We start from the raw sequence: 20,783 nt of genomic DNA, 5'->3' as shown, positions 1-20,783 counted from the left end.
AGCGGGCGGGAGCTTCTACCTACATGCCGACCTGGCTGAGTTGGTGTCACACGCACCGCCAAAAGCGCTAGCCTGGTGCGAATGGGCAGCATGGCCACACCCGCCGAGGTGCTGCAGGCGTTCTGGCAAGAACTGCGCAGGCGCACGCGGGTCACCATCGACCATCCCGACCTTCGTTGAAGGAAATCGCGGTCGGGGCGGTCCAGACCATCTGGCACGCGGCCAACGAGGCGGCCACTGGCGAGCTCGACAGGCTGTGCTCCGAGGCGCGCCACGCCGCGAGCGCCACTGAGGCCCAGCGCGACGCGACCCGGCCGAGTCCGCTGCGGCTCGGGTAGAGGTGGGCGCTATTTGGGGCGATAGTGCTTTAGCTGCAAAATGATACGCCGGCGGGCGAATTCCTCTTTGAAATCAACAATTTGCACACACCGACTTTTCCACGAAAAGCTCTTTGCACGACTCGTTGATACAGAACGGTTTTCTTGCTGAAACCGTGTCAATCAGCACCGAAAGGTAAGCGAGTCGCCAGCACCGTCTGTACCGTTCAGTAGAGTGGCGCCAAAGTAGTTCCCACCAAATAGTGATGGGAACTACTTTGTCACAGTCACAGGAAGAACCAGTCGCCGGCAGTCGCAAAGGCCGGCCGAACCACAGCGAGGAATTCAAGCGGCGGTTGGCAGCCGCCGCGTGTGAGCCGGGTGTCTCGGTATCGAAATTGGCGCGCGAGCACGGCATCAACGCGAACATGCTGTTCACCTGGCGCCGACGCTATCGAATGGAGCAGCGCCATGAAGCCGCGGTGTTGTTGCCGGTGACCGTTGAACACCCAAGCTCGCCACCCGGTCCGATGCCAATGAGTCCGGCCGCTGCGGTTTGCGAGCCGACGCCGCCGCACGGCGCCATTGAGATCCGTTTGGGCCGAGCGGTGATTCGCATTGAAGGGGCAGTCGACCCGGCCACGTTGCGTACCGTACTGGACCGTTTGACGCCATGATCGGGTTGCCGGCGGGAACACGCATCTGGATCGCTGCAGGCGTGACCGACATGCGCTGCGGATTCAACGGGCTCGCAGCGAAGGTGGAGGCGACTCTGCAGGAGAGCCCGTTCTCCGGTCATGTCTTCGTCTTCCGCGGCAGGCGCGGCAACGTCATCAAGGTGTTGTGGTCAACGGGCGATGGGCTTTGCTTGCTCTCGAAGCGCCTGGAGCGCGGACGTTTCGTCTGGCCGCAGGCCGACAGCGGCAAGATCCACCTGACGCAAGCGCAGTTGTCGATGCTGCTGGAGGGGATTAACTGGAAGCAGCCCGAGCGCACCTGGCCGCCACTGTCGGTGTTGTAAACCTTGCGCCATGTGCGTAAACTGCCGCGCATGCCAATCGACCCCAGCGATCTCCCCGACGACATTGAGGCCCTGAAGGCCTTGGTGTTGGCACAGCGGGAATCGATCGCACTCATGGAACGGGCCTTGGCGGTCCGCTCCATGGAGATCGAGCAGCTAAATCTGCAGATCTCAAAGCTGAGGCGGATGCAGTTTGGCCAGAAGTCCGAGAAACTGGATCGACAGATTGAACAGCTCGAGACCCGACTGGAAGATCTGCTGGCCGAGGAAGGTGCGGCCGAAACCGAAGCCGATCCGCAGGCTACCCCTCCTGTCCGGAAGAAAGCGGTACGCAAGCCGTTGCCGGAGCACTTGGAGCGGGAGGAGCGCATTCTCGAGCCCGAGACCGAAGCCTGTCCAGAGTGCGGCGGTAAGCTCAAGCCGCTGGGCGAGGACATCTCGGAGCAACTCGATATCATCAGCAGTTCATTCAGGGTGATTCGGCAGGTGCGGCGCAAGAAGGCCTGCGCCTGTTGTGATTGCATCGTCCAGGCTGAGGCGCCAAGCCGGCCGATTGAGCGCGGCATTGCCACGGCGGGGCTGCACGCTCACATACTGGTTGCCAAATACGCTGATCATCAACCACTGTACCGCCAAGCCGCTATCTATGCCCGGCAGGGCGTGGAGCTGGACCGCACGACCATGGCTCGCGGTGTCGGCGCTTGCGGTGCGCTGGTACGCCCCCTGGTCGAGGCTTTGCACCGATACGTGATGATGCCCGGCAAGGTGCACGCGGACGACACACCGCTGCCGGTACTTGCGCCAGGTAAGGGACAGACCAAGACGGGAAGACTATGGGCTTACGTGCGGGACGATCGTGCATCGGGTTCAGATGCTGCACCTGCGGTCTGGTTCGCCTACACACCAAATCGCCAGGGCCAACATCCCCAAGCGCATCTGGCCGGCTTCCGAGGCATCCTTCAGGCAGACGCGTATGCGGGCTTCAACGCTGTTTTTACCGATGGCAGTGTGCGCGAAGCAGCTTGTATGGCCCACGCGCGCCGTAAGGTGCACGATCTGCATGTCCGCAAGGCAACGCCGACCACAACGGAGGCGTTACGCCGGATCGGCGAGCTCTATGCCATCGAAGCGGAAATCCGGGGTAAGCCACCTGCCGTGCGTCAACAGGTGCGGCAGCAAAGATCCCGGCCCCTACTGGACAGCTTCGAAGTGTGGTTGCGAGAGCGGCTATTGACGCTCTCGACGCAGTCGGAAACGACCAAAGCCATCAACTACATGCTGAACCAGTGGCAAGCGCTAATCTACTACTGTGATGATGGCCTGGCAGAGATAGACAACAACATCGCGGAGAATGCGCTGCGCGGTGTCGCGTTGGGTCGGAAGAATTTTTTATTCGCCGGCGCTGACAGTGGCGGCGAGCGCGCGGCCGCAATGTACTCGCTCATCGGGTCCTGCAAACTCAACGGCATCGATCCTGAGGCCTATCTGCGTCACGTCTTGGCCCGCATCGCCGATCATCCCGTCAATCGGATCGACGAACTTCTGCCGTGGAACGTCGCCGCTCAACTGGCGTTGCAAGCCTAAAGCAGCACCATTCCTGTCTCGTCGTCAACCACGGTGCTGGCGATCCGCTTACCAATGGGAAAGTGGAGCCATCACTTTCAAGCGTGAAAATGATCTACGCATCTCTTTCTCTAAGTGATCTAAACGTTATTTTGAAAGGCATCCCATTGGAGGGGTGGCCAGCCAGAAATGCCGCCCGAACGGCATCGCCGTCGCTCATGACGGCGTGGCACCAATGCCGCGGCTGGCCGCGCTCGATTGTCCGCTCTAGGAGGGCTGGTGACCACTTGATCGAGCGGCCACCCACTTGTGGCTTTATGGACGGTCGAGTTTCCGGAATGCGTTGAAATGCCGCAGCGCATTCTGGAAGTGGCCCAACTCCTGATGCAAACGCGCTGCGTTGTAGTGGGCATCGGCATCATCAGGCGCAAGTTCGATGCATCGTTCATATGCCGCCAGAGCTGACTGCAGGGCGCCGACATCCTCGCGTGCAACCCCCAGGTTGAAATGCAACTGCGGCGCGTTCGGAAGCACTGACAATGCCCCTTCATAGAGCCTGATGGCTTCGTCGAAGCGTTCTTGGTCTGCCAACATGCACCCAAGGTTCAGGTAGGCGTTCAGCATTCCTGGCGAGATCTCTAAGGCGCGTCGGTACGCCGCTTCAGCCGCATCCGCGTCGACAGGTTCAAGTGCATAGCCTCGCGCAAAGGCTTCCTCGGCGGTCGCTTGGTTGGCACGCGTTCGCGTTAGATCAACGACTCGCACATCGGCTTCATCCGGTCCGAACTCGATCAGACGTTGGCCGCTCTCGACAAGCCACGCGCCGTGCCGGTCCCATGCCGATATTTTTCCGCTGCTTGCGGAGATTCGCAGCGCCGATAGGTGCCGGTTCGGTGTGAGCCGTTCGAGACGACGCAGCGCCCGCAGAATCCGTGCGGGCGCAACGCTCGATCTGTGCAGAGATTCGGCGGTGCGAATCAGAACCACGTCCTGGAAAGAGAAGACGTACTGACCGCGTGGGCCTCGTGCAGGAGTGACCAGCCCGGCCGCTACCAGACTGGAGATCAGCCGGCGCGAAGCGCCCAGGCGCGTCTCCAAATCGCGCGTGGTCAACCCTTCGCCGTGGTTCATGCCGACTTTTTGGTGTTGCGTCGGATCGGGGTCGGCTCAGAAGGCGCTGTGCCCCGCTTACCGGCTCTGCGGGAAGTTGACGGCTCGGCGGCCTTCGCTCTGCCCGCGGGCGCTCCCTTCTTGGACAGACTCGCGCGAAGTGCATCCATCAGATCGATGACCTGCCCGCCAGCGGTGACTTCAACCGGTTCGGGCGATACGATTTGCTTGCCGGCGATCTTCGCGTCGATGGCGGCGAGAATCCTGACCTTCTCCTCGTCCTTGTATTGGGCCGGATCGTATTGGCCTTCCGAGGCTTGCTCGATAAGCTGCATCGCCAACTTTAGCTCCGCATCTGAGACTGCCACTTCCTCGATATGCAGTTCGGCGATGTTGCGGACTTCATCCGCGAACAACAGTTGCTGGAACACCAGGCCGCCCTCGACCGGTCGGATCTGCACGATATGCGATTTGCCTTTCGAGGCCCACTTCGCAATGGCACAGCGACCGGTCTTCGACATGGCCTCGCGTAGAAGGCTGTACGGCTTACCGCCGCGCTTATCTGGAGCGATGAAGTACGCCTTGTCGTAATACAGAGGATCCACACTGTGCTCGGGAATGAACGCAACGATATCGACCATGTGGCTGGCGCTCTCTTCCAAGGCTTTGAGTTCATCGGGGGAGAACGTCACGAAGCGATCTTTCTCAAACTCGTAGCCCTTCACCATGTCTGCACGCTCGACAACCTTTTGGGTCTGCTCGGAAACGTACTGTTGTTTCAGCCGCGCGCCGTCTTTGCTCAGTAAGTTGAAGCGCACGGCAGAACTTGTCTCGGTGGCGGTGTAGAGCTTGACGGGGATGGACACCAGGCCGAACGACAGGGACAAAGAGGCGAGAGATCGTGCAGGCATTGGATACTCCACAGTACAGATGCGCCAGCATTCAGCTTAATCGTTCGATGGCGGCGGTCAAACTTTGGCGTGCCTCCCAGTAAGACTGCCAGGGATCCGCCACTTGGAAACTGAGGTATTCCCGGGCGTCGCGGATAGTCCACTGTGCGCCACTTTTCAGCTTGGTAAGCTGCTCCCAGGACACCGGCATGGAGACACCGAGTCCTGGCCGCGCTCGCGCCGAGAACGCGGCTGCGGTGGTTTGCGAGAAGCCGTTGCGCAGATAATCCACGAAAATCCGCCCCTTGCGGTTGGCCGCCCCGGAGCGGGCGGTGAAGCGCTGGGGCAGGGTGGCCGCCAAGTGCTTGACGGCGGCCCGCGAAAACGCCTTCACTTCGTCGTAGGAACGCTGCGGCGCCAGTGGCACGGCGACGTGCAGCCCCTTGCCACCGCTCGTTTTCAACCAGGACTGCAGCCCCAGTTCATCCAGCAGCGTGCGCACCAGCATGGCGGCTTCGACCATCGTCTCCCATGCAATCCCTTCGCCAGGATCGAGGTCGAAAATGACTCGGTCGGGACACGCTATGTGGCGGGCTGTCGAATTCCACGTATGAAACTCAACCGCATTCATCTGGGCAGCGGCGACGATTGCTTCTGCCGAATCAGCAGTGAGTAATGCGGCATGGCCGGGCCAAAGGGATTGGGGTTGCTCGGTGAGGCCGGGCATCGCCGTTTCCGCGTGCTTCTGAAAGAACGTCGGCGCATCAATGCCATCCGGCGCGCGCACCAAGGATAGCGGCCGATCTTTGAGGTGGGGCAGCATCCGCTCCGCCACGCTCTCGTAGTAGCGAACCAACTCGACCTTCGTGATCCCTGTGGATTTGTCGATGACACGGTCCGGATTGGTGACCTTGATGGCGCTCACACCGTGCGGCGTCACGGTAGTCTGGATCGCCTCTCGCCGGATCGACTTAGCTGGATGATCGGCGCGCAGGCCTTTGAACGAGGCTTGACGCACCTGGCCTTCAGGGGTCCAATCGGAAAACTCGACTTCTGCAACGAGGGTGGGTTTTACCCAACGCACAGCGGCTTCTCGACCTCCACCCCATCGCCGGCTGGAATGCGCCTCCGTCGAAAAGGGACTTCGGTCAACCTCCAAGGCGGCCAAGCGCCTCCTGAGCTCTGTCGCCGTCGCGCTGTCCCAGCCGGTTCCAACGCCGCCGACGTAACGGAGTTCCCTGTGCGCATACACACCAAGCAATAGCTTGCCTACCTCGGCTGCCGCACCACTGCGGTCCGAGAACCCGCCAATCACAAACTCCTGACGCAGTTTGCATTTGGCCTTCAGCCACGTCTGCGTGCGCGCGGAAACATAGGAGGCGTCCGCCCGCTTGAACATCAAGCCTTCGAGACCGAGCTGGCACGCCGCCTGGAAGATCTGCGCCGGGGGGGCATCGAAGGCCTCGCTAAAGCGCACGCGTTCGGAGCGATCTCCGACAAGCTCCGCCAGCTTAGCCCGACGCTGGGCCAGGGGCACGTTGCGCAAATCCCGGCCTTCCCAGAAGGGTAGATCGAAGGCGAAGAAGACGATTGCGTCGCTGCGATGCCCGTCGATGGCGTTCTGCAAGGCATTGAAATCTGGCATGCCATCGCGCAGCACGACGATCTCGCCGTCCAGCCAGCCTTCCGAGATGTCGAGCTTCTCGATCTCCGCGGCCAGCGAACGCAGCATCCGGGTCCAGTCATGCCCATTGCGGGTAAAGAGCGTCACCCGGGCGTCGGAGATCCTGGCCAGGATGCGATAGCCGTCGAACTTGGTTTCGATGACCCACCCGGTACCAGTCGGAAGTGCGGGTGCCGGGTTCGCAAGCTGTGGCCCGAGCTTAGCCGGCAAGGGGGCGAGCGGGGCGTCCGTGATGGCGGAATCGGAAGCCATTTCGGTTGAGCCCTGTGACGTCTGAGTCAGCGTACCCAGTGGCTTTGCGATGACGCTATCCGGCAAAGCTGCCAACACGTCGAACTCCGCCAGTGGTCGCGCCCAGGCATCTCGCTTCTTGAACAGGATCCACTGTTCTGATTGGTCACCGGGCTTGGCGATGCGTACCAGTTCCCAACGGCCTGCCAGCTTTTCTCCATACAGGTCGAAGAGCAACTTGCCTGCGGCCATACCTTCATGCGGATCGCCGATTGGCTCCCACGTGCCACGATCCCAGACGATCACCGAGCCGGCGCCATACTGTTTGGCCGGGATCTCTCCCTCAAAATTGGCATAGTCGAGCGGGTGGTCCTCCACATGGACCGCGATGCGCTTTTCGCTGGGATCGTAGCTAGGGCCCTTGGGCACTGCCCAACTGAGCAGCACACCATCGAGTTCAAGCCGGAAGTCGTAGTGCAGCCGCCGTGCCCAATGCTTCTGGACCACGAAGCGTAACGGATTGGCCTGTTGGAGCCGCTGTCGTGTTCCCGCCGGCTCTGAAGTGACGCTGAAGTTGCGCTTCTTCTGATAGCGGTCGAGGTTGGGCAATCGCTCTGCAGTGCGAGCTCTAGCCTTTGACGTCCCTGGGGTCATTGCCATAGGCGTTTCGCATCCGGATCGCTACTTCCCTTCCATGGACGATCAGCTCGGCCTGCTGTCTTTTTGCCAGCGTCGTCCCGGAGCTAATCGCTGCGTCCTAGCTGTCGAATGTGGGAGTGTCCTCTGCGCCACCTCCACTTCAACCTTCCGTTGGTCGCCGCTTGGCACCACATGAACATTTGACATGTCGGCTCCTCGGGTTGCCATATTGCTGCAGTCTAGGCCGCTATCTCAATGCGATATAGAAGGCGGCGTCTGACAGGTATGCTCGGAAGGCCTGCCGTGCAACCGGCGTGCTCACCCATTTTCAAGAAGGGGGTGCCCCTGCAGGGTCAGGCCGACGCCACTAGAATGGCTTCTTCAGCCACAACGCCACGGTGACAGCGATGTGCTATTCCGCGCAGATTCACGCCAGCTATCGGAAGTACGTTCGGGAATTCGGGGCCTCCGTCAGTTTTGAGCATTTTGTCGAGCTTTTCTGGGAGAAGCGCAGAGACGGCGGCTGGTCCAAGCTGCCTAAGGCAATGCGTGCCGCATTCCTTTCCGCCGCCAGCGACAAGGAGCGCGCTGTCGCCGACCTTGTGGCGGCGGGTGACAAAGATCAGGCGAGAGCGTTGGAAACGGAGCTGTTCCAGCAGAAGACCCGGCTGACGGCCGCGGAGCGCGCATTGGCAGCCAAGCCGACGAAGAAGGCGGAGAACGATCAGCGCATCGCGACTGACAAGATCGCGAGGGCACAGCGCAATCTTGCCGACCTGCAGCGAGCCGATTTGATGGATCGGGACTCGCGTATTTCCCCGGGGCATTACGCGCCTGTGATGGTGGTGCAGGACGGCCAGCGGGTTGTGATTCCGATGCGCTATCAGTGCAGGCTGCCGGGGTGGACGCCGGCGATGGAGCGCCAGAAACTTGGTTCATACAATGCAAGACGCGACAATTTGAAGAAGGCATGGCGACAGCTATACGGCTATAAACACGGCATCATGATCGTCAATGCTTTCTACGAAAATGTCGCACGGCATCGGATGGAGCAGCGAGAGCTGGCGCCTGGCGAGCCGGAAGAGAACGTAGTTTTGGAGTTCAGGCCCGAGCCGCGGCAGGACATGCTGGTGGCGTGTCTATGGTCGTTTAGCAAAGGAGGAGAGGGCGAGGCCGAGCTCTATTCCTTCGCTGCCATTACCGACGAGCCGCCCGCTGAGGTGTCGGCCGCAGGGCATGATCGTTGTATCGTGCCAGTCAAGCCCGAGCATGTGGAAGCCTGGTTAAGGCAATGCTGATTAAGTCCTCCGCTTCATGAGGAAGAGCGTTATGTGAGGGATCAAGAGCGCAAAGAGAAGAACATGAAGCAGATGACGTTGGCAGCGGGTGCAGATCAAGGGGCTGGATTCGAGCAATACCGTAAGCCGACGCGACGTGAGGCATTTCTGGCGACGATGGAGACGATCGTGCCGTGGGCGGCGTTGTGCGCGGTGATCGAGCCGTACTATCCGAAGGCCGGCAACGGCCGGCCGCCCATTGGCCTGGAGCGGATGCTGCGCATCCACTTTTTGCAGCACTGGTTCAACCTGGCGGATCTGGCCTGCGAAGAGGCGCTGTATGACAGCGCCAGCCTGCGCCGCTTCGTTGGGATTGACCTGGGTCGTGAACCTGTGCCGGATGCCACCACGCTGCTGAAGTTTCGCCGCCTGTTAGAAAAGCACCAGCTTGCGGAGCGGCTATTCGCTGAGGTAGGCCGGATCCTGCAAGCCAGCGGCGTGAAACTGAAAACCGGCACCATTGTGGATGCCACGATCATCGGTGCCCCCAGTTCGACGAAGAACGAAAAGAAGGCGCGCGACCCCGAGATGCATCAGACCCGGAAAGGACAACAGTGGTTCTTTGGGATGAAGCTGCACATCGGCGTGGACAGCCAGAGTGGGTTGGCCCATTCGGCAGTCGTGACGCCGGCCAATGTCCACGACAAGCATGCGCTACCCCAGTTACTGCATGGGCAGGAACAGCGCGTCTATGGTGATAGTGCCTACGCCAGTCAGCAGGAGCTGATCGCATCGAAAGCTCCCCACGCCAAGGACTTCACCAATCAGCGTACCCGCAAGAACGGCCAGATTGACGAGGTGCAACGCGGGAAGAACCGAAACAAATCGAAGATCCGTGCCCGGGTCGAACATGTCTTTGCCGTGGTCAAGCGCCTGTGGGGTTTCACCAAAGTCCGCTACCGCGGCCTGAAAAAGAATGCCGGCCGGGCCTTCACGGCCCTGGCGCTGGCCAATCTTTACCTGAGCCGAGGACATCTGATGGGAGCAGTCCGCCCATAAAGGGCGAGTGCGGGGCGAGCGCCTCGCCAACACACCCCGTTGGGGGGCGCAGCAAGCCAAAATCTCGTCATCAGAGCCATTTTTCAAAGCGAATAGGCTCCGCGTCGAACCGCTCCACAAAAAATCAGCAGCTTATTCAGCGTAGCCTTAAATCCCGACGCGAAGAACTTGGCCGCGCTCGATGCAATCCTGGACGACCGAAACCAGCCCTACTACGAGCACCAGCTGGCAGCGTAGGGAACGAAGGATCCCGATTCCATGTCGTAGAATCTCGCACTTCCTGCACTGCGCAACTCAGGGTCATTGATGCGTGTTGGCCGACCGATACCTGCTCCTCCCCAGCCCCTCTGCGATTACTGCGGCGGGAAGGCGGTTCTTGCCCGCGTGGGAGAAGAGGCATACCCCTATTTGGAGGACCACGGGCCTGTGTGGATCTGCTCCCCGTGCCAGGCGTGGATCGGCGTGCGTGCGCGAAGCAAGCAACACACCCCGCTTGGAAGGTTGGCCGACGCGGCATTACGCGAAAAGAAGAGCCGACTGCACGATGCCCTCGAGCCTTTGGTCACTGCGAAGATGCGGCGCGACGGTGTCAACGCCTTTGAGGCGCGGGGCAAGGCAATGAAGTGGCTGATTGCATCGCTCCATATTCCAGTCAACAGCCCCAGCATCCATGCCCTTTCGCTTGATCAGTGCGAACAGGCAATCCAATTCATCGCCGAGTTCCAGGCCTCACGTGGGCGAGAGCCTTCCTGATGAGGGCAACGAGAATACCGTTAGCAGAAATTCCTGCTCGCGGTGTCCAGGGATCCAAGCATGGGCGACAGGTCGACAAAGCGTTGCGCGATCAGGTGTCTCACCTCGCCTTCGCATTGCCACTGGCCATAGACACCGAGCAGGGAGGCCGTCAATACCTCGCGTCGGTATTTCTCCATCACGGACGGCCAGACGATGACACTGACGGTGCCAGTCTCGTCCTCCAGCGACAAGAACACCACCCCGTTAGCCGTGCTCGGGCGCTGCCGTACGGTCACGATTCCGCAGGCACGGGCAATCTGCCGCGTCGCATAGGTGGCAAGCACATCGGCGGGAACAAAGCGAAACGCGGCAAGCTTGTGGCGGAGCAGGGCAAGCGGGTGGCGGTTCAGCGTGAGGCCAAGCGAGCGATAGTCGCTGACGATCTCCTCGCCTTCCGTTGGCTGTGGGAGTTCGGGTGTTGGCTCGTCCAGATCCGCGGGCCGCAGCAGATCCTTGTCAGGGACTGCTGCGGCCGCCTGCCACATCGCCTGACGCCGGCTACCGGTAAGGCCAATCAACGCATTGCCAGCGGCCAGTACATTGACATCGTGCCGGTCTAGCGAGGCTCTGCGAGCGAGATCCTTGACAGAGGCGAAGGGCCGGAGTGCGCGTGTCGTTTCGATGCGTTCGGCCGCTTCGCGGCGCATGCCCCGCAGCTGCGAGAGGGCCAGGCGTACGGCCAGCACCGAGCCTTCGTGACTTTCCAGGCTGGCGTCCCAGCCACTCACTGTCACATCAACAGGAAGAACCGTGACGCCATGGCGCTTTGCGTCCTGCACCAGCTGCGATGGCGTGTAGAAGCCCATCGGCTGGCTATTCAGCATGGCGCAGAGGAAGGCGGCAGGCTCGTGGCACTTGAGCCAGGCACTCGCGTAGACGAGAAGTGCGAAACTTGCTGCATGGCTTTCCGGAAAGCCCTACTCGCCAAAGCCCTGGATCTGCCGGAAGATGCTCTCCGCGAACTCGCGGTCATAGCCGCGCTCGAGCATGCCCGTCACAATGCGCTCGTGGTACTTGTCGAGGCCGCCCTTGCGTTTCCACGCGGCCATGGCGCGACGCAGTTGATCCGCTTCCCCAGCGGTGAAGCCGGCCGCCAGCATCGCCACCTGCATCACCTGTTCCTGGAAGATCGGCACACCAAGTGTCCGGGACAGGGCTTGCTCCATCTCCAGACTCGGATAGCTGACCGGCTCCAACCCCTGCCGGCGGCGCAGGTAGGGATGCACCATGCCCCCTTGCACCGGCCCCGGCCGCACGATCGCCACTTCGATGACGAGGTGCTGTCTGCAATTCGCCGTGCGTTGGACCTGGTGGCGCAGCAGCGTGGCGAGGCCTTTGAGCTGCAGGACATTCCCGCCGAGGATCCCGCCACCTACGACATGATCTGCAAGGCCGACACCGTTGGGGTATTCCAGATCGAGTCCCGGGCCCAGATGTCGATGCTGCCGCGCCTGCGGCCGCGCACGTTCTATGCCCAGCGCCAGCACGTCCACCTTAGCAGGCCCAGGGCGTCGAGATCATCCTTGTCCCACTGAATCACGCTGCGATCGGCCATCGCCGCGTTCTCGATCGGTACCAGGCGGGACAGCTTGCCGCGGGACAGCACAAAGCCGCCGGTGTGCTGCGACAGGTGCCGCGGGAAGCCGAGCAGGGCCACGGCCATGCTGGCCCACCGTTGGGACAACTCCGCGTCCGGGTCCACGCCGCTCTCGTTGAAGCGCTTGAGCAAATCACCCTTGCTATCGAACCAGTGGTGGGACTTGGCCACGATGTCGACAATCGCCGGATCGATGCCCAGGGCCTTGCCGGTATCGCGCAGCGCGCTCCTCGGGCGATAGGTGAACACGGCGGCGGTCAAGGCGGCGCGCTCGCGCCCATACTTGCGGTACAGGTACTGGATCACCTCCTCGCGCCGCTGGTGCTCAAAATCGACATCGATGTCGGGCGGCTCGCCGCGCTCCCTGGAGATGAAGCGCTCAAATAGCAGGTTGCCCCGCGCTGGGTCGACCTCGGTGATGCCCAGGCAGTAGCAAACGGCCGAGTTGGCCGCGGAGCCCCGACCCTGGCACAGAATGCCGTTAGAACGCGCGAATCGCACGATGTCAAAAACTGTCAAAAAATAAAACTCATACGACATCTCGCGGATGAGGGCGAGCTCATGCTCGATCTGCTGCTGAACGGCGAGCGGGATGCCTTGCGGAAAGCGGCGGTGCGCACCGACAAAGGTCTCCGAGCGCAGGTATTCCGCCGGCGTGACGCCGTCCGGCACCAGTTCGTCGGGATATTCGTAGCGCAGCTCGTCCAGCGAGAATTGGCACAAGTTGGCGATGTGTACCGATTCGGTGAGGTAGCGATGGAGGTAGATGTTCGCCAGACGCAGCCGCGAGCGCAGGTGCTGCTCGGCATTCGGTGTCAGGTGGTAGCCGCACGCCGACACCGGGCGCCCGACCCGGACCGCGGTCAGCACGTCGTGCAAGGGCTTGCGCGAGCGCACGTGCAGGTTGACCTGGCCGGTGGCGACGATGCGCAGGTGGTGGCGCGCCGCGGCCGCTTCGACGGTGCCGCGGTGGATGTCATCCATCGGCCGATAGAGCAGACTCAATCCCATCCAGGCCCGCCCGGCGAACGTGGCGCTGACCCAGGCGGCCTGGGCGTCGAGCTTCTCGGCCGGAGTGTCGTAGTCCGGCGTGAAGACCACTAGACAGTCCGGCAGACCTTTCAAATGCTGTTGCGGAGCTTCCGGCATGGCCAGGTCCCGCGGCGTCAGCACGTACGAGCCCTTGGCGGCCCGCATGCGCCCGAGCGTGATCAGCTCGCACAGGTTGCCGCAACCCTCCCGGTTGCGGGCCAGCGCCACGAAAGACAGGGCAGGCGACCCATCGGCGTTCTGCAGGCGAAACGACGCGCCCACGACCAGCCGAACGCCAGCCTTCTTGGCCTCGATGTGCGCCCGCACGATGCCGGCCAGCGAGCATTCATCGGTGATGGCCAGTGCGTGATAGCCCAGTTGCGCGGCGCGCTCGGCAAGCTCTTCGGGACGCGAGGCGCCTGATAAGAAGCTGAAATTGGACAGGCAGTGCAGCTCCGCATAAGCGGGCAGGCCTGGGTCGGTGATCTCTGGCATCCCGTCATCCGAAGAGGCCGTGCAGGTACCAGCGCGCCGCATCGCCCTCGCGGCTGCCCATGCGTTCCTGGAAGATCCAGTAGCAGGTGTGGTCGTGCGCCTCGGCCACGTAGTAGTCGCGCGTCAACAGCTCGCCGCCCCACCAGCCCGCTTCGATGCGCTCGGGCGGTGACACGAGATGCAGTGGTGAGCCGTAGAACGGCCGGTGGTCGCGCTCGAGCAGCGGGACGGGCTTACCGAGCAGCCAGGTCGGGCGGGGCAGGGCCGGCGGCAGCGGCGACCGCCCGGGCTTCTCGGTCGCCGGTTGCCAGCCGTTGGCCACCTCGGGCCGGTAGTCGGCCTGCAGGCAGGGCTGGCGCACGTGGTCGGCGCCCAGACGCGCGACCAGCAGTTCCAGCAAGCGCGCATGGTCGGCGGGCGTGCCGCCGGGCTCGGGGAAGAGCAATCCGCTGGGCGGCGCCACCGGCTCGGTCTCGAGCGCGGACACCGCCACGGCGATCATCGGGGCTTCAACGGTGAGGCGTGCCAGCCGCTCCTTCACCAAGCGAACCAGATGCTCTTCATGCCAGTTGGGTTCCGCGAGCGCGATCTCGAGCTTGGTGGGTGCGACCGCGGCGCGGCCGCGCTCGTGGCGCAGTTCGACGCCAAAGCGGCGGATCGCCAGGTGCCGGGCGGTCAGCCAGCCCACCATCTGCACCAGCAGGCCGCGGGCATAGGCCAGGGCCGCCTCGGCGTTCTCCAAACGGTCCGGCAGGTCCACCGCGGCATCGAAGGCGAGAGGCGCCTCAGCCCAGGTGAATATTTCCGGGGCTTCGCCGTGAGCCCGGTCCAGCGCCGCGACAATGTCGCCCCCGCATCGTCGCTGCAGGCCGACGCGTGGCAGCCGGCGCAGATCGCCCAAGGTGCGGCAGCCGAGGCCATCGAGCCATTCGGCGAACGGGCGAGCCTCCGGGAGAACGTCTACCGGCAGGCTAGCGATCCGACGCTGCAGCGAGGGCATCCGAAGCGAGGTGCCGCCCCCGACGCGCGCAAGCAGCCAAGCGCCCTGCGCCGTGGGCGCGCAGCCCACGACTGCACTGAATCCCATCGCTTGTACGGTCGCCCGCATCCGGCCGCGCAGCTTGCGCAGTCCGCCAAAGAGCCGAAGCGTGGTGCTGACGTCGATCAGGACCGCGGCCTCGTCGGCCGCCACCACGTTCGGCGAATACTGCAGCATCGCCATGGTGACCCGCGCCTGCGCCGCTGCCTCGGCGCAGGTGTCCCGCTCGTACAGAATAGTCTGGGGTGCGATGGTCTGCACGCCGCCGCGGCGCATCTGCAGCCTGACGCCGGCGCTGACTGCCAGTGGCGAGGCCAAGTGCACGCGTTCGCGCTCGATGACGGCGACGGCCAGCTCAGTGGACCAGCTCGGCCGGAAGACTTCGAGCGGCAGGCACGGCAGGCGCAGGCAGATCCAGAGGCGCAGCATGGCGGTACAGCAGAATGGGGGAGGGTTCCAGCGTCAGAAGCAATGGCGACTCCTGCTGCGGCCCGCGGCGCTTGACGAACTGGACCCGAACGCCGCCGGCGGCCGGCTCCAACGCCAGTCGCAACGGCGCGGGCGAAGCGTCCCTTGCGCAGGCGCTCGGGCGCACGACGAAGAACAACGTGTCCGACGATTGAGCGGCCAGATGCAGCCGCCGCATGGCGTCGTTGCGCAGGTGCGACTGCCAGAGGATGAGGACGCCACAGGTTCCGGCGCGCAGCATCTGCTCGGCTGCCCACAGGGCGTCGGCCGTGCGCTCGGCGGCGACCCAGAGCAGTTGCTCCGGCGGGATGCCCCAGTTGGCCAGCGCCAGCGTTTGTGGGGCGTGCGGGGGCGTCAGCAGTGCGATCGGGCGTCCGCAGCGGGCGGCCAGGGCGGGGCGGAGCAGGCGCAGTTCACCGATCCCGGGCTGGTGCTGGAGCAGTTCTGTCAGGCCGCCAATCGGCCAGCCGCCGCCGGGCAATTCGCGGTCCAGCGAGGGATGTCCGGTCGACACGGCGCGCTCGTAGCCGCGGGCCAGCTGCGAGGCGAGCCAAAGTGATGGATGGATGGTTTCGGGGGCGACTGTCAGCATGAGGGCTCCTGCTAACAGTCTACTGTATATTTATACAGTGGTCACCTGTACAAAATCGGGTGCCGTTTCCGCGCCAGATGGAAGCGCTGGTGAGTGGCAGGTTTTGAGTCGGGGAGCCATGACGGCAATCCTGCCATTGCACATAATTTGCGCTGAATGCTGCATTTGCTGAAGCAATATGTGCCACAAACGCCGCGTTCAAACTCTTGCGCGGCGGCGCTTGTATGTCAGAAAAAAATAGGTTAATTTCTGACTTATGAAAGCGACCACACCATCCGTTCCGGACCAGATCATGAGGCGCGCCCGCGCTGCCGGGCGTGGGGGAGTTTTCACACCCAGTGATTTTCTGGACGTAGGGGGTAGGGCAGCCATTGACCAGGCCCTTTCACGGTTGACGAAAGGCGGAAAGCTCCGTCGTTTGGCACGAGGCCTGTACGACTTTCCCAAAGTTCACCCGAAGCTTGGCCCGCTTTCCCCGGCGCCTGATGACGTGGCGCAGGCGCTTGCGCGGGAGACCGGGTCTCAAGTACAGATCGCCGGCGCACGCGCGGCAAATGTTCTGGGGCTGACCACGCAGGTTCCAGCGAAAACGACTTATCTGACCAACGGCCCCTCTCGCCGTGTCGTGCTCGGCAAGCGCGTCGTCGATCTGCGGCATGCTTCGCCCAAGCATTTGATTGCTCCGGGCAGTGCGGCGGGCACCGTGTTTCAGGCGCTTCGTCATGTGGGGCCCGTGCGTGCAGCGGACGTTGTGCGAGTCGCAGCGAGTCGTCTGTCGGCCAGCGACAAGCGGACGCTCGCATCGACCGCGATCCAGGCGCCCGCCTGGATGCGACCGACCCTCGTATCGATTGCTAACGCGGCAACGGGTGAGATCGATGGATAAAGTTGCCAAGCTTCCGGCGGACGATCGAGCCGCTCTCTTTGGCGAAACTGGCGCCGGTCGAGGGGTCGCCAATACGATCATCGAAAAGGATTTCTGGGTCTGCTGGACGTTAAAGCGACTGTTCGGCCTGCAGCGCCGGGACGCTGCGGCCCTCGTCTTCAAAGGCGGAACATCGCTATCCAAGGCGTTCGGCGCCATCCGCCGCTTCTCCGAGGATATCGATCTGTCCTTCGATCGAGCCGACCTCGGCTACACGGGCGACCGCGATCCCGAAATGGAGGGAATCGGCCGGAAGCAAGCGAACCAGCTCATCAAAGACCTGATAGGCGATGTCGAGGACCATATTGCCCAGAAGCTGCTACCTGCGCTTCGAGCCGCGATCGTCGAGCAACTGGGCGAGCCGACCCAGGGGCGGTGGTCCCTGGAGATCGACACCGCCGACGCGCAGACGGTGAACTTCCATTATCCGACCGCACTACAGGCCTCCGAATACGAGGGCATGGCTTACATCACCCCGCGGGTAAAGCTCGAGCTTGGCGCACGCGGTGATCCGTGGCCGACCGAGCAGCGAGTGATTCGCCCTTACGCGGCGGAGGACTATCCCAGCTTCTTCGAAGACTCCACCTGTACGGTGCCGGTGCTATCCGCACGACGTACTTTCTGGGAGAAGGCCACTGCATTGCATGCGGAGGCACACCGCCCAATGGAGGCGCCGACACCGCAGTATTTTTCGCGACACTATTACGACCTCGCCATGCTGTCCGACACCGAGGAGGGGAAGCAGGCCGCAACCGACTTCGGCCTTCTCGCACAAGTCGTGACGCACAAAGCAACGTTCTTTCGGTCGAGCTGGGCGCGTTACGACCTCGCACGGCCCGGCACCTTACAGCTCATCCCGAACGCGACGCGCATCAAGGACCTACGCATTGACTACCGGGCGATGGCGCCAATGATGTTCGATGAGAACCCGCCTTCGTTCGAAGATATTCTTGCAAGGGTCGAGAACCTAGAACGAACCATCAACGGCTAGTGACCGCAAAGACCGTCGGCGGGCTTGCTGCCGCGCTAGCTGCTTGTAGTCGATGACCCGCAAAAAAGAAAGCCCTCGGCGTGGAAATGCCGAGGGCGGAGCGTCTGCTGGCGGGTCGCAACCACCAGCGCAATGATATTGCCATCGGGCTATCCTTCCCTTCCATCCCCCAATGTAGGGGATGCCCACGGCCCGAGCTCTCGCCGTTTACAAGGCGGGTTTTATATCACATCTTGATGTGATCAGCCGTCGCGACGCGTCCGTGCGAGTACCGCTCAGTTCCTTGGATGCCCTGGCACTCTTGGTATTTCCCCGAAGTTGTCTTTACATTGCCTTCCCGGAATAATCGCGCCCTCAGCCACCACCGTGCAGCGGCAGAAAGGGGTTGTTGTCTACCAGTAAAGGAGTCCACGTGTTTCGCTTCGAGTATGGAACGACCAATGTCTATGCGCAGCTTGGCTTCGCTGACGCAGACGAAATCCCGCTCAAGGCGGGCATTGTGCGAGACATCACCGAACGGATTCGGGGCAGTGGACTGACGGTTTGCCAGGCCGCAACCCTCATTGAAGCATCGCAAGCGGATCTGCTCCTGGCCCTGTGCGGCAAGTTCCAAGCCTTTCGCGCGGCAGAGCTACGCGGCTGGCTCAAACGGCTAAGCTGCCCGCTAGTGACGCCCCGTGGAAGATGACAATACGACTAAGCGGGCTCCGCCGTTCTTGCGCCAGATACTCTTCCGCGAGCATCCCCGGCATTAAGGTTGAAATCTCACCAACGTGAAATTTGGTGTCCCCGCCCTCGGACCGACAAGCGTGGCGCCTATAGCGGTCCGCGACGCCACATGAACTTTTTGCAGGTGCGCCTGCCAACGAATGAGGACGCCGCACCCGCCAGCGCAGGCACACTGCAATCTAAGCAATGCCGCAAGTCCTCGTGCCCGGCCATTGTTATGCATCATAACAATTTTACATAATGCAAATTATGCGAAACGTGCTCTATGGGGCACTTTCACGGATGGCGCGCTCTCTGTTCTCACGTTCATCCTCCGCAACGCGGAGTGGCGACGATACCGATCGTACGCGAGCTCGCGCAATACGAACGCGACACGCCCCAGCCGCACGACCCCGGGGTATGCAGCGTCCGATTATCGGCGCCTACGGCAGTAACGCGAACCCCGCCGCGGCGACTCTACAAGTTGAGCATGGCAAGGCCTCCACCGATCGCCCCATCCCATACGAGCCCCGCATTGTCAGAGCCAATGACAGTTCAAGAGAGTACATCTAGGCCTCATCTAGGCCATGCTTCTTGACTACCTGCAGGAGCCTGGCAGCCATGCCGCTGGGCTGCTTTTGGCCGCTTTCCCACTTTTGAACTGTCGACGTGCTGGTATTTGGGTACAACGCAAAGATTCCAGTTGCAAACTCACGGGCCTAGCTGGCCAGATTGGCATGGTGAGTCTTGCTGAACGGATGTGATGGACATGATTGCTAGCCTCCCGGCTGCCAGCTATTCATCTCCTGCCATCAAAAAAGTCCTCCCAATCCCAGAGATACGCGCAGTCCTTCGGGTCGGTCTCGCGGTCAACCGCTGGCCTGGTCGAGTCTTTGCTATTGCGAGTGAAGAACGAGTGGGCAGGCTCGGGAATCTCGCTCAAGAGGACATATGCGAGGGTGCCCGAATGATGGACTGGTGAACGTGATTGTCTGGCCCGGCGTGCTGGAGGCATTCCGCAAGGAGATCCTGAGCGCAACGCTAGCAGGAGTCTATGGGCAATGGCAATGCGAAGACGGGGTCCGGCACTTGGTGGCGCAGCGCATGGTGGATCTGTCGCCGCTACTCGGCAGGCTCGAAAACCGGCAGTCGCAACTTCTGCTGACTGCCGGGCCACACCGCACCACGATTATGTGGTGTGTGTTCGCAGGCGGTTTTCGGCTGTTCTCGCGTGTAACTGCATTGGAATGTCGCGGCAAAACGCGTTCATTACGAGACGCAAAACGCACTATTATAAGCATCAAAAGATGCTATAATTAGTGCCGGTACTTACGGAGGTTCCGATGCGCACGACTATTGCGCTTGATGACGACTTGATCGCCAAGGCTCAAGCCTATACGGGCCTGGAGGAAAAAACGGCACTCGTGCGCGAAGCGCTAAAGGCCTTGATCCAGCGCGAAGCCGCGAAACGACTCGCGAATCTTGGCGGTAGCCAACCGGGCATCAAGGGGGCGCCGCGTCGCCGGCGGGACGTCGAATGATTCTTGTCGACACGTCGGTCTGGATTGACCACATCAACGCTTCTGATCCTGTGCTGATTAGCCTGCTTGCCGAGGAGCGTGTGCTGGCTCATCCATATGTGATAGGCGAGATTTCGCTCAGTAGTCTGCGTGACCGTGACGTCGTGCTTGGCGCGTTGCTCGATCTGCCGCGCGCGCCAGTTGTAACGCCGGAGGAGACGTTCTATCTGATCGAGCGCGAAGGTTTGTTCAATCGTGGAATCGGATATGTCGACACGTCACTGTTGGCGTCCGCGCGCCTACAACCAGGCATCACCATCTGGACGCGCGACAAGCGATTGAAGAAAGTTGCCGATGAACTCAATCTCGGCGCGGTGCTCGCGCACTAGATAACGAAAAAGCGATGCGTCCGAAAAGATAAGAGAGATCCTGGCATAGACTGGCTGCCCGGACATGCGTGGGAGGCCGCCATGTGGATCAGTTTACAAATCGTAGTGGATACCGAGTGACACGCCGGCCACCGTGACCGAGATCGCGCAGTTCGAGCGAGACTATTGTTGAGCCGGCTGCAGCGCACGATGGTCGCGGCACAGGTTGCCGAGGCGGTTGCCGGAGATCAGCTCGAGGTTGGCCGGAACAGGCAGGCCGTCTTCGATACGCTCTGCGGCCTCCATGAATGAGGTACTCGAGCATCTGGCCGAATGCGAGGCCTGGATCCCCCTTCTCGATTCGATAGGCCGTGTTGCGAGAAAGCCCCGCGCGCACCGCAGCGTCGGCTTGCTTGATGTGGCGAGCCTGGCGTAGCCGGGCCAGCAGCCAGCCAACATGCC

The 20,783-nt window shown here is 62.0% G+C and carries 18 protein-coding genes and 6 pseudogenes; 14 read left to right on the top strand and 10 right to left on the bottom strand.

Annotation, left to right across the window (positions count from 1 at the left end; all coding sequences use genetic code 11):
• Nucleotides 1-42 precede the first annotated feature (42 nt).
• The 4 genes and pseudogenes from KB879_RS31855 to KB879_RS31840 all read left to right on the top strand — a co-directional run.
• Nucleotides 43-352 (top strand): annotated as a pseudogene (locus KB879_RS31855) (DNA-binding protein); the annotation flags it as partial.
• Between the two features lie 231 nt (nt 353-583).
• The gene (locus KB879_RS31850) at nt 584-994 is read left to right on the top strand and encodes a transposase (protein WP_051068932.1); all 411 of its coding nucleotides are present in this window, start codon (nt 584-586) and stop codon (nt 992-994) included.
• Nucleotides 991-1,338 carry an IS66 family insertion sequence element accessory protein TnpB gene (gene tnpB / locus KB879_RS31845; protein WP_011154074.1) on the top strand — a complete coding sequence of 116 codons (348 nt, stop codon included), beginning with the start codon at nt 991-993 and terminating at the stop codon, nt 1,336-1,338. Before KB879_RS31850 ends, tnpB begins: the two co-directional genes overlap by 4 nt.
• Before the next feature lie 30 nt (nt 1,339-1,368).
• Nucleotides 1,369-2,922 carry an IS66-like element IS883 family transposase gene (locus tag KB879_RS31840; RefSeq protein WP_211983344.1) on the top strand — a complete coding sequence of 518 codons (1,554 nt, stop codon included), beginning with the start codon at nt 1,369-1,371 and terminating at the stop codon, nt 2,920-2,922.
• A gap of 294 nt (nt 2,923-3,216) precedes the next feature.
• Here KB879_RS31840 and KB879_RS31835 read toward each other — a convergent pair whose 3' ends face one another.
• The 4 genes from KB879_RS31835 to KB879_RS40510 are packed head-to-tail and all read right to left on the bottom strand — an operon-like array spanning nt 3,217 to nt 7,546.
• Nucleotides 3,217-4,032: a tetratricopeptide repeat protein gene (locus KB879_RS31835; protein ID WP_013954363.1), complete on the bottom strand. Its 816-nt coding sequence runs from the start codon at nt 4,030-4,032 to the stop codon at nt 3,217-3,219.
• Complete coding sequence (locus tag KB879_RS31830; RefSeq protein ID WP_013959259.1) at nt 4,029-4,922, bottom strand: Ku protein; 894 nt, start codon at nt 4,920-4,922, stop codon at nt 4,029-4,031. The genes KB879_RS31835 and KB879_RS31830 overlap by 4 nt, the downstream gene beginning before the upstream one ends.
• A gap of 31 nt (nt 4,923-4,953) precedes the next feature.
• Nucleotides 4,954-7,476 (bottom strand): DNA ligase D, encoded by a 2,523-nt coding sequence (gene ligD, locus KB879_RS31825; protein WP_211983416.1) that lies wholly within the window; start codon nt 7,474-7,476, stop codon nt 4,954-4,956.
• Complete coding sequence (locus tag KB879_RS40510; protein WP_371827484.1) at nt 7,445-7,546, bottom strand: hypothetical protein; 102 nt, start codon at nt 7,544-7,546, stop codon at nt 7,445-7,447. Before KB879_RS40510 ends, ligD begins: the two co-directional genes overlap by 32 nt.
• A gap of 316 nt (nt 7,547-7,862) precedes the next feature.
• Between KB879_RS40510 and KB879_RS31815 the strand changes: the two genes are divergently transcribed.
• The 3 genes from KB879_RS31815 to KB879_RS31805 all read left to right on the top strand — a co-directional run bounded on the left by KB879_RS31815 (nt 7,863) and on the right by KB879_RS31805 (nt 10,544).
• A complete protein-coding gene (locus KB879_RS31815) occupies nt 7,863-8,753 on the top strand; it encodes an SOS response-associated peptidase family protein (protein WP_249221454.1) in 891 nt (296 codons plus the stop codon).
• Between the two features lie 63 nt (nt 8,754-8,816).
• Nucleotides 8,817-9,791, top strand: coding sequence for an IS5 family transposase (locus KB879_RS31810; RefSeq protein WP_116386451.1), 975 nt, complete (start codon nt 8,817-8,819; stop codon nt 9,789-9,791).
• A 306-nt stretch (nt 9,792-10,097) separates the two neighbouring features.
• The gene (locus KB879_RS31805) at nt 10,098-10,544 is read left to right on the top strand and encodes a zinc-finger-containing protein (protein ID WP_211983414.1); all 447 of its coding nucleotides are present in this window, start codon (nt 10,098-10,100) and stop codon (nt 10,542-10,544) included.
• 20 nt (nt 10,545-10,564) lie between these two features.
• Here KB879_RS31805 and KB879_RS39640 read toward each other — a convergent pair.
• Nucleotides 10,565-11,866 (bottom strand): annotated as a pseudogene (locus KB879_RS39640) (OB-fold nucleic acid binding domain-containing protein); the annotation flags it as partial.
• On the opposite strand from KB879_RS39640, the pseudogene KB879_RS39635 reads away from it, so the two are divergent.
• Nucleotides 11,807-12,043, top strand: a pseudogene (locus tag KB879_RS39635) (hypothetical protein); the annotation flags it as partial. The pseudogenes KB879_RS39640 and KB879_RS39635 overlap by 60 nt on opposite strands.
• A gap of 15 nt (nt 12,044-12,058) precedes the next feature.
• On the opposite strand, the pseudogene KB879_RS39630 reads toward KB879_RS39635, so the two are convergent.
• From KB879_RS39630 to imuA, 3 genes and pseudogenes are all read right to left on the bottom strand, one after another.
• Nucleotides 12,059-13,710 (bottom strand): annotated as a pseudogene (locus KB879_RS39630) (PHP domain-containing protein); the annotation flags it as partial.
• Nucleotides 13,711-13,714: 4 nt separating this feature from the next.
• The gene (locus tag KB879_RS31795; RefSeq protein ID WP_211983412.1) at nt 13,715-15,178 is read right to left on the bottom strand and encodes a DNA polymerase Y family protein; all 1,464 of its coding nucleotides are present in this window, start codon (nt 15,176-15,178) and stop codon (nt 13,715-13,717) included.
• Nucleotides 15,105-15,809 carry a translesion DNA synthesis-associated protein ImuA gene (imuA, locus tag KB879_RS31790; protein WP_211983411.1) on the bottom strand — a complete coding sequence of 235 codons (705 nt, stop codon included), beginning with the start codon at nt 15,807-15,809 and terminating at the stop codon, nt 15,105-15,107. The genes KB879_RS31795 and imuA overlap by 74 nt, the downstream gene beginning before the upstream one ends.
• A gap of 292 nt (nt 15,810-16,101) precedes the next feature.
• Between imuA and KB879_RS31785 the strand changes: the two genes are divergently transcribed.
• The 3 genes from KB879_RS31785 (at nt 16,102) to KB879_RS31775 (ending at nt 18,413) form a co-directional block, all read left to right on the top strand.
• Nucleotides 16,102-16,695, top strand: a complete 594-nt coding sequence (locus tag KB879_RS31785) for a DUF6088 family protein (RefSeq protein ID WP_211984277.1) — start codon at nt 16,102-16,104, stop codon at nt 16,693-16,695.
• Entirely contained in the window at nt 16,688-17,725 is a 1,038-nt protein-coding gene (locus KB879_RS31780; protein WP_211983410.1) for a nucleotidyl transferase AbiEii/AbiGii toxin family protein, read from the top strand. Before KB879_RS31785 ends, KB879_RS31780 begins: the two co-directional genes overlap by 8 nt.
• 412 nt (nt 17,726-18,137) lie before the next feature.
• Entirely contained in the window at nt 18,138-18,413 is a 276-nt protein-coding gene (locus KB879_RS31775; RefSeq protein ID WP_211983409.1) for an XRE family transcriptional regulator, read from the top strand.
• A 589-nt stretch (nt 18,414-19,002) separates the two neighbouring features.
• On the opposite strand, the pseudogene KB879_RS39625 reads toward KB879_RS31775, so the two are convergent.
• Nucleotides 19,003-19,131, bottom strand: a pseudogene (locus tag KB879_RS39625) (helix-turn-helix domain-containing protein); the annotation flags it as partial.
• A 274-nt stretch (nt 19,132-19,405) separates the two neighbouring features.
• Here KB879_RS39625 and KB879_RS40505 point away from each other — a divergent pair.
• From KB879_RS40505 to KB879_RS31760, 3 genes and pseudogenes are all read left to right on the top strand, one after another.
• A pseudogene (locus KB879_RS40505) lies at nt 19,406-19,598 on the top strand (hypothetical protein); the annotation flags it as partial.
• Nucleotides 19,599-19,776: 178 nt separating this feature from the next.
• On the top strand, nt 19,777-19,974 hold the full coding sequence (locus KB879_RS31765) for a type II toxin-antitoxin system VapB family antitoxin (RefSeq protein ID WP_211983407.1): 198 nt from the start codon (nt 19,777-19,779) through the stop codon (nt 19,972-19,974).
• Nucleotides 19,971-20,342: a type II toxin-antitoxin system VapC family toxin gene (locus tag KB879_RS31760; RefSeq protein ID WP_211983406.1), complete on the top strand. Its 372-nt coding sequence runs from the start codon at nt 19,971-19,973 to the stop codon at nt 20,340-20,342. The genes KB879_RS31765 and KB879_RS31760 overlap by 4 nt, the downstream gene beginning before the upstream one ends.
• A 162-nt stretch (nt 20,343-20,504) precedes the next feature.
• On the opposite strand, the gene KB879_RS40265 is transcribed toward KB879_RS31760, so the two are convergent.
• Nucleotides 20,505-20,627 (bottom strand): hypothetical protein, encoded by a 123-nt coding sequence (locus KB879_RS40265; protein ID WP_256449358.1) that lies wholly within the window; start codon nt 20,625-20,627, stop codon nt 20,505-20,507.
• Nucleotides 20,628-20,783: the final 156 nt, after the last annotated feature.

The sequence above is a fragment of the Cupriavidus sp. KK10 genome, from assembly GCF_018223725.1.
Lineage (GTDB): Bacteria > Pseudomonadota > Gammaproteobacteria > Burkholderiales > Burkholderiaceae > Cupriavidus > Cupriavidus necator.
This window is presented reverse-complemented; position numbering and strand designations above follow the sequence as displayed.

Excerpts from the sequence above, each read along its gene's own strand:
- KB879_RS31795 (WP_211983412.1), bottom strand. The coding sequence starts at position 15,178 with ATGCTGCGCCTCTGGATCTGCCTGCGCCTGCCGTGCCTGCCGCTCGAA.
- KB879_RS31760 (WP_211983406.1), top strand. The coding sequence starts at position 19,971 with ATGATTCTTGTCGACACGTCGGTCTGGATTGACCACATCAACGCTTCT.
- KB879_RS31850 (WP_051068932.1), top strand. The coding sequence starts at position 584 with ATGGGAACTACTTTGTCACAGTCACAGGAAGAACCAGTCGCCGGCAGT.
- KB879_RS40265 (WP_256449358.1), bottom strand. The coding sequence starts at position 20,627 with ATGGAGGCCGCAGAGCGTATCGAAGACGGCCTGCCTGTTCCGGCCAAC.
- imuA (WP_211983411.1), bottom strand. The coding sequence starts at position 15,809 with ATGCTGACAGTCGCCCCCGAAACCATCCATCCATCACTTTGGCTCGCC.
- KB879_RS31805 (WP_211983414.1), top strand. The coding sequence starts at position 10,098 with ATGCGTGTTGGCCGACCGATACCTGCTCCTCCCCAGCCCCTCTGCGAT.
- KB879_RS31840 (WP_211983344.1), top strand. The coding sequence starts at position 1,369 with ATGCCAATCGACCCCAGCGATCTCCCCGACGACATTGAGGCCCTGAAG.
- KB879_RS31830 (WP_013959259.1), bottom strand. The coding sequence starts at position 4,922 with ATGCCTGCACGATCTCTCGCCTCTTTGTCCCTGTCGTTCGGCCTGGTG.
- ligD (WP_211983416.1), bottom strand. The coding sequence starts at position 7,476 with ATGGCAATGACCCCAGGGACGTCAAAGGCTAGAGCTCGCACTGCAGAG.
- KB879_RS31765 (WP_211983407.1), top strand. The coding sequence starts at position 19,777 with ATGCGCACGACTATTGCGCTTGATGACGACTTGATCGCCAAGGCTCAA.
- KB879_RS31815 (WP_249221454.1), top strand. The coding sequence starts at position 7,863 with ATGTGCTATTCCGCGCAGATTCACGCCAGCTATCGGAAGTACGTTCGG.
- KB879_RS31780 (WP_211983410.1), top strand. The coding sequence starts at position 16,688 with ATGGATAAAGTTGCCAAGCTTCCGGCGGACGATCGAGCCGCTCTCTTT.
- KB879_RS31835 (WP_013954363.1), bottom strand. The coding sequence starts at position 4,032 with ATGAACCACGGCGAAGGGTTGACCACGCGCGATTTGGAGACGCGCCTG.
- KB879_RS31785 (WP_211984277.1), top strand. The coding sequence starts at position 16,102 with ATGAGGCGCGCCCGCGCTGCCGGGCGTGGGGGAGTTTTCACACCCAGT.
- KB879_RS31810 (WP_116386451.1), top strand. The coding sequence starts at position 8,817 with ATGAAGCAGATGACGTTGGCAGCGGGTGCAGATCAAGGGGCTGGATTC.
- tnpB (WP_011154074.1), top strand. The coding sequence starts at position 991 with ATGATCGGGTTGCCGGCGGGAACACGCATCTGGATCGCTGCAGGCGTG.